Source organism: Pacificoceanicola niger (genome assembly GCF_048553275.1).
Taxonomy (GTDB): domain Bacteria; phylum Pseudomonadota; class Alphaproteobacteria; order Rhodobacterales; family Rhodobacteraceae; genus Pacificoceanicola.
Map to the genome: position 1 here is coordinate 1 of NZ_JBLZMW010000040.1, position 6,923 is coordinate 6,923.

Consider the following 6,923-nt stretch of genomic DNA (forward strand, 5'->3'; position numbering starts at 1 on the left):
AGCGCTTTCGGCAGATGATCCGTCAGCTCGCAGAGCATGACCATTTGCCGGATTACCACGTAACCTTTGAGGATGAAGCCGACATGGTGGTGTTCACCAATCGCGGCACGATGTCTCCCGCCCAGCTTGTTGAAGGCAGTATTCCACCGCTGCAGTCCGACACCTACGAAGAAGCGCGCCATGCAGCGCCGGGTTGGGACGTTCGTTTCCTAGAGCGTGAGTGGCGCGACTGGTGTGTTGAGCCGCCCCGCAACGCTGACCGGGCTTTCATCGGGTTCTGCCGAAAGTGGTTTGAGAAGCGAGGCAGGCCCTGAGAATAAAAACCGGTTACGGAAATAAATCCGGTAACAGAATAATTTCCGGTGTTGGATTTAATTCCGGTATAAGATATAAAACCGGTAACAACAAAGTGGCAGGATCGAGCAATGCCCGTCATCGTTATGGCAAGCCCCAAAGGTGGGGTTGGAAAATCGACATGCGCCGTTCTTCTGGCGTCTGAGTTCGCCCGCATGGGCGCGGATGTCACGGTGCTTGACTGTGACCCGAACAAGTCTCTTACCCGGTGGGCATCTCATGGCGCACCTTCCGGTGTGACCTTGAAGAGCGATGTTGGCCGTTCAGAGATTGTTCCGACCATCCGGAGCGCAGATGGTGACGGCAAGATCGTCATTGTGGACCTCGAAGGGGTTGCCTCTCAGCTCGTCAGTCGCGCCATCTCCCAGGCGGATTTGGTGATTGTCCCGATGCAGCCGACGGCGCTCGACGCAGAGATCGGCTCCGAAGCACTGGCGTTGGTTCGCGAAGAGGAAGAAGCGCTTGGGCGGTCAATCCGGCATGCTGTGGTTCTGACTAAGACCAGCGCAGCCGTCAAAAGCCGCGTCCAGAAGGAGTTAGAAGAACAGCTCAGTGGGGCAGGGATCGACGTGATCGAGCCGTCCCTGGTCGCGCGCGCAGCGTTCTCGGAACTGTTCGCCTATGGGGGCGATCTGACAGCGATGATGAATGACCCGGAGATGGTCACAGGTGGCAAGGTAGATAAGGCGTTGGCAAACGCTCAGGCATTCGCGGAGGCTGTATATGAACGGCTCAAATAGACTTGCTGGACTCAAGGCGCGTCCGAAAGATACGACCGTTGAAGAAGTCCGCCGCGTCGATGAAGTTGGAGAAGCGCGGGGATTTCTCGACAGAACTCCTCGAAAGAAGCCCGGTCGCAAGCCAAGCCCGAGAACCTACCAGTTGCACCCAAAGGTTTTTCCAAAGGTTGGCGAAGCCATAGCAGCAGAGGCCGAAAGGCTCGGCGTCACACAGGGTCAGCTGATCGAGATTTTGTGGGAAAAATATGAAGGATCGCATTAACCGAAAGGTGTGATGCTAGGCCAATGTTAAGAAAGAAGAGCGCAATGCGACCAATTGGTATTGATCTTTTTGCAGGGGCAGGGGGGCTAAGCCTCGGCTTCGAGCAAGCAGGCTTCGACGTTAAAGCCGCTATCGAGATCGACCCCGTGCATTGTGCAGTCCACGAATTCAACTTCCCTGAAACGACTGTGATTCCAGCCTCGGTTGCTGAGCTCACCGGTGATGAAATCAGGCAACGTGCAGGCCTTGAGGGAAAGACGATCAATTGCGTGTTCGGCGGTGCGCCATGCCAGGGATTTTCTCTGATAGGTCACAGAGCGCTCGATGACCCCCGTAACCAGCTCGTTCTTGATTTCGTGCGCCTCGTTCATGAGCTTGATGCAGAGAGCTTTGTTTTCGAAAACGTCAAAGGCCTAACGGTCGGCAAGCACAAGACATTCCTGAAGGAACTGGTAGGGGCATTTGATCGGGTCGGCTACGAGTGCCGCCTGCCGTGGAAGGTGCTCAATGCCGGTCACTACGGCACACCACAATCGCGAGAACGCTTCATCCTCATGGGCGTGAAGAAAGGCAGGGCGCTTCCAGAGTATCCTGCTCCGACAACCAACATTGCCGGTCGGCCAAAGCTATATCCCGAGCTCGACTTTGGGCCATCTTGCGCCGAAGCGATCGGGGATCTTCCCGATGCCGATACGTTCGAGACCCTAAAGGCAAGCGATGCCGTCAAGACGAGCCGCTTTGGCGATCCGTCCGACTATGCGGCCGAGTTGCGCGGTCTCAAGAACGACGGCTGGCATTTCGGTTATGTGCGCGAGTGGAACCCCAATGTTCTTACGTCGAGCGCCCGCACCGACCACACAGAGATTTCACGGCGGCGTTTCCGCCAGACGGACGAGGGGGCGGTCGAGCCGATCAGCCGTTTCTTCAAGCTTTCACAAGGCGGTGTTTCCAACACGCTTCGCGCCGGTACTGACGGCGCAAGGGGCGCGTTCACCAGCCCGCGCCCGATCCATTATCGCCATGCGCGCTGTATCACCGTGCGCGAAATGGCGCGGCTGCATGGCTTCCCCGATTGGTTTCGATTTAACGCGACCAAGTGGCATGGCGCGCGACAGATCGGCAATGCGGTCCCGCCGCCTTTGGCCAGGGCAATCGCTACGAAGATGATTGAAGCCCTGGGCATCGAACCAAACAGGCCCGAGGAATCCCTATCACTCGGCGATCCAGAGCTCTTGACGCTCGATCTTTCGCGAGCATCACGCCGGTTTGGCATCACCCCGCCGCCGAGCAAGCGCGACCGAAAGAGCGGCGCAAAAAAGCGCAAGCAAGAAGAGATCGAGGAAGAGATCAACGCGGGGAGGGTTGCTTATGGCTAAATCGCCCAACCGCTACGGAGCACTGATCGAGAAGATATTCTTCGACCGCTACAGCGACGGTGCGACCGAGCTCGAATTTGCCCGCACAGACATCGAGGATGCGGCTGAGGTCTTGGACATCAAGCTTCCGAAGAACCTGGGTGATGTGCTCTACTCGTTCCGTTTTCGCGCGGCATTGCCTGGGCGCATCGTCGAGACTCAACCGGAAGGCATGGAGTGGGTGATCGAGCTCGCGGGGCGTGCCGTTTACAAGTTTCGCTTGGTCAAGATCAATCGCGTCTTGCCACGCGAAGACCTTGTGACGATCGACATTCCCGATTCCACGCCCGAGCTGATCCGCGCTTATGCGCTCGACGACGAGCAGGCGCTTTTGGCTATCGTGCGATACAACCGGCTGATCGACACGTTCTTGAGCCTCACGACCTACAGCCTTCAGAACCACCTTCGCACAACTGTCAAAGGGGTAGGGCAGATCGAGATCGACGAGCTCTATGTCGGACTCGACAAGCGCGGCTGCCATTATGTGATCCCCGTCCAGGCCAAGGGGGGCAAGGATCAGATCGGCATCGTCCAGACGAGCCAGGATATTCGCTTCGTTGAAGAGAAGTTCCCTGGAATGCGGTGCAGGGCGATCGCTGCCCAGTTCATGGATGCACACATCGTCGCGCTCTTCGAGCTCACGTTACAGGACGACGAAATCAAGGTTGTTGAGGAACGGCACTATCGGCTTGTTCCGGCGAAGAAGCTCAATCACGACGCGATTAGGGACTATCGAGATTAGGGTCGGGCCGACCGGCCTTTGGGGCCAGCCGGTGTTTTTAAAGGATCACCTGGAGAGCGGTCAGGATTAGACCGAGCACGGCGATGACGAGCATGATGCGCCGGTAGTTGGAATCGTCGAGCATCGTAGCTACCTCACTTCGCCGCTTTGGAGCGCTTTTTCAGGCCAGGGCGCTCAGCGGCCTTTTTCACAGCCTTTGCCTCTTTGGAGGCATCGTCCATATCCTTGGCAATGTCCTTCAATCGCGCGACGAGCGGGGAAAGATCGTACTCGTTCGATGTTCTACCGCCTGCCTTGTGATAACGTTCTTTGCGAAGCAGCAGACCTTCTTCTTCCAAGACGACGATAGCCCGCTGCACGGTTTTGGTGCTGACGCCCAAGCGCTCGGCGAGGGTTTTTTTCGATGGCCAGGGCATCGCCTCGGGTTGCCACCAATGATCGATCAGGTGGATCAAGACGGCGAGTTCGTTCGGCCCGATCTTCAATCGCGCTTGGCCGCGAAGAAGGGCGCAAGGAATGACCGTGTAGTTGGCGGCCATTGTTTCTTTGCCCCATTTGCGGGTGAGCGTTCTCTCGTCGGTCGGCTCCGTCTTCTTGCGGCCTTTAAGGGGAACGACTTTGTCGGTATCTTCTGTCATTTTGGGCTCCTTGAGCGGTTGTTGATGATCGACATATCGGGTATAACATTCTGAAAATAAATACCTTCTCGGCTTTGACCCATGGGCATATAGGGCCACGGCTAAGGTCTTTAAAGTCCATGGGGGCTAAGGACGTATGCGGCCACTGAAGAAGGACGAATTTCCCATTCAGGACGCATTGTCGAAATACGCGATTCTAGACGTAGTAACCCCTGGACGCATTTGTCCATTGGGATCGCGCTTTACGCCCGCCTAATCGTCCGCTCGCTCACCTTGAACAGCTGTGCGATTTCCGAGATTGCCCGCTGTTCGTCATCACGCATGCGGCGCACCTCGGCCTTCTGAGCTCCAGTGAGGGCAGGGGGGCGACCGCCAACCCGCCCGCGCGCCTTGGCGGCCTGTAGCCCTTCTCTCGTGCGTTCTGCGATCCTACGCCGCTCGAAATGGGCGATAGAGGCAAAGACGTGGAAGATCAGCTCACCCGCCGGTGTCGTCGTGTCGATATCTTCGGCCAAGGAACGGAAACCCGCGCCGCGATCCTTGATTGCTTCCACCAGGTCGAGCAGATCACGCAGGGATCGAGCGAGGCGGTCATATTTGGTCGCGACCACCACATCGCCAGGTCGAAGCTGATCGAGCAGCGCCCCAAGCTCAGCGCGCTGCTGTTTCGTACCGCTGATCTTTTCTGCGAAGATGCGCTCCGCGCCGGCTGCCGTGAGGGCGTCAGTTTGGGCGTCGAGGTTCTGGTCGTCTGTCGAGACGCGGGCATATCCGATGATCATATTTCACTGTGACAAAAACCTGCCAAAACCGCAAAGGTTTTGCCGGGGGTTTTTGTCCTAGCTAAGCGATTGATCCTGGGTAGGGCGGGGCGTCCGGACAAAAACGACCGTTTATGGCGCGCTGACCTTATCTACCAACACCGTTGTCGTTTTTCACAAATAAGTTCAGCAGCCTGTCACAGACGGTTCAGTGAACGGCCGCAGCGTCGAAGCAGCCGTTCGCGCAGATCGCAGCGAACGGCTTGAGGGAGCCCTCATTACCGAATTTCGGCGCTGCAGCGAATGTCAGCTTCTACGGCAGGTCAATAACGTGCTAGAACCAGCAGCAGCTTTGCCGAAACTCTGCGCTGACGTATTTTTTTCTATTACTTACAAGTATTTGTATGGTGTCTTGAGGGCGCTGCCTTTCTAGGGTAATTACGTGTCAACTTGACAGGAGCACACCGTGGGACCAAAAAAAGCACGCCGCTGAGCCGCACCAACCTTCACCTGGTTGTTGCGGCCGTTTGAAAAGGTCATCGCTAATTGCGTTCCTGAACGGCCGTCGGATTTATCCAACGGAGCGTTTCACATGTCTAAAAATAATAAGCGGTTGTGGTCTTACAGCCTGACAGCAGCCCTTGCGCTGCTCATTCCTTTCAACCTTTTGGCGTCGCTTGGGATGGACATTTATCTGCCTATTGTCCCTGCCATGCCTGCCATACTCGGCACCAGCGCGTCGGTCGTGCAAATGACGCTGACGCTGTACATGATCATGCTGGGTGTTGGACAGGTGCTGTTCGGCCCCGTTTCAGATCGCATCGGAAGACGCCCAGTTCTTGTGATTGGCGTTGTCCTGTTCATCGCAGCGACGCTAGGCCTCGCTGCAACATCTTCCGCTTCTACGTTTCTGACTTTGCGGGTGGTTCAGGCCTTTGGCGCTTCTGCAATGCTGGTTGCCGTCTTTGCGACCATTCGCGATGTATATGCCGAAAAGCCAGAAAGCGGGGCGATTTACAGCTTGATGAATGCGATGCTGTCTTTTGTGCCTGCGCTTGGACCTATTGCAGGGGCTCTGATTGCTGAAGCACTGGGATGGCGGTGGATCTTCTGGCTGTTGGCTCTTACGACCGGCGCGGTTGCCATCTTGGTCATCCCGAACTGGCCCGAAACGCACATCCGCCGTGAAAGAACGGTCGCGGTTGGTGCGCTTGATATCCTGAAAAGCCGCGCGTTCTGGGCCTATACCGTCGCCTTCGGCACGGCGATGGGGACGTTCTTTGTGTTTTTTTCGACGGCACCGCGTGTTTTGATCGAACAGGCCGGGATGAGTGAACTGGGTTTTAGTATCGTGTTTGCGACAGTTGCTGCGGTCATGATCGCTGCATCTCGGTTTACGCCCGGCTTTGTTGCGAAGTGGGGAACCGCTGGATGCGTCTTTAGGGGGCTCATGCTGATTTTTTCTGCTGCGTTACTTTTGATGCTCCGCCAGTTCGGTTGGTCAAACTCAGTGGTACTATTCATCGCGCCGATGTGGATCGGAGCCTTGGGCATCGTGATGATCGGGTCCGTGACCGCGAATGGTGCCTTGCGCGATTTTGGCGATGCCGCGGGGATCGCTGTGGCGCTGCACTTCTGCGGTCAGAGCGTCATCGTTGGGCTTGTGGGCACCGCTTTCATCGTCATGCTGGGTGGAAGCACAGCCTTCCCATTGGTGGGATATATGGCGTTCATGTCGGTTGTCGCTGCCGTCTGGGTGCGGACGACACTGCCACGATCAAGCCTGAGCGGCTGATAAATGGAACGCCCGGTGCCCATAATGAGCACCGGGCGACAATAGACAAGCCGGGGTGGTTCGCTCCTAGAAACGACCGTTTGTTGAACGGTTCGCCGAACCGGTCATTGGCACAGATGCAACGAAGGTCTGAAAAGTCCCGCATAGCAGCCAGCGGACCTAATCCGGGTCTGCGTCCGCTTTGGCACTTCCTGTATCCAGCGCTCTATATACGGT

At 56.7% G+C, this 6,923-nt stretch carries 7 protein-coding genes and 1 pseudogene; 6 read left to right on the forward strand and 2 right to left on the reverse strand.

Translation table 11 applies throughout. The features are described from left to right. The 5 genes and pseudogenes from ACN2XU_RS23970 to ACN2XU_RS23990 all read left to right on the forward strand — a co-directional run. A pseudogene (locus tag ACN2XU_RS23970) lies at positions 1-314 on the forward strand (replication initiator protein A); the annotation flags it as partial. 111 nt (positions 315-425) lie between these two features. Then, the gene (locus tag ACN2XU_RS23975; RefSeq protein WP_419412860.1) at positions 426-1,094 is read left to right on the forward strand and encodes a ParA family protein; all 669 of its coding nucleotides are present in this window, start codon (positions 426-428) and stop codon (positions 1,092-1,094) included. Further along, the gene (locus ACN2XU_RS23980; protein WP_238373366.1) at positions 1,078-1,356 is read left to right on the forward strand and encodes a chromosome partitioning protein ParB; all 279 of its coding nucleotides are present in this window, start codon (positions 1,078-1,080) and stop codon (positions 1,354-1,356) included. The genes ACN2XU_RS23975 and ACN2XU_RS23980 overlap by 17 nt, the downstream gene beginning before the upstream one ends. Before the next feature lie 44 nt (positions 1,357-1,400). Continuing rightward, the gene (locus ACN2XU_RS23985) at positions 1,401-2,732 is read left to right on the forward strand and encodes a DNA cytosine methyltransferase (RefSeq protein ID WP_419412861.1); all 1,332 of its coding nucleotides are present in this window, start codon (positions 1,401-1,403) and stop codon (positions 2,730-2,732) included. After that, positions 2,725-3,513 (forward strand): endonuclease, encoded by a 789-nt coding sequence (locus tag ACN2XU_RS23990; RefSeq protein ID WP_419412862.1) that lies wholly within the window; start codon positions 2,725-2,727, stop codon positions 3,511-3,513. Before ACN2XU_RS23985 ends, ACN2XU_RS23990 begins: the two co-directional genes overlap by 8 nt. Positions 3,514-3,647: 134 nt before the next feature. Here the strand turns inward: ACN2XU_RS23990 and ACN2XU_RS23995 are convergent, their stop codons facing one another. Together ACN2XU_RS23995 and ACN2XU_RS24000 are read right to left on the reverse strand one after the other, a co-directional pair. Further along, positions 3,648-4,151, reverse strand: coding sequence for a helix-turn-helix domain-containing protein (locus ACN2XU_RS23995; RefSeq protein ID WP_238373363.1), 504 nt, complete (start codon positions 4,149-4,151; stop codon positions 3,648-3,650). 242 nt (positions 4,152-4,393) lie between these two features. Next, positions 4,394-4,933 (reverse strand): recombinase family protein, encoded by a 540-nt coding sequence (locus ACN2XU_RS24000; protein WP_419412863.1) that lies wholly within the window; start codon positions 4,931-4,933, stop codon positions 4,394-4,396. A gap of 571 nt (positions 4,934-5,504) precedes the next feature. Here ACN2XU_RS24000 and cml point away from each other — a divergent pair. Next, positions 5,505-6,707, forward strand: a complete 1,203-nt coding sequence (gene cml, locus ACN2XU_RS24005; protein ID WP_419412864.1) for a CmlA/FloR family chloramphenicol efflux MFS transporter — start codon at positions 5,505-5,507, stop codon at positions 6,705-6,707. The last annotated feature ends 216 nt before the right edge of the window (positions 6,708-6,923 follow it).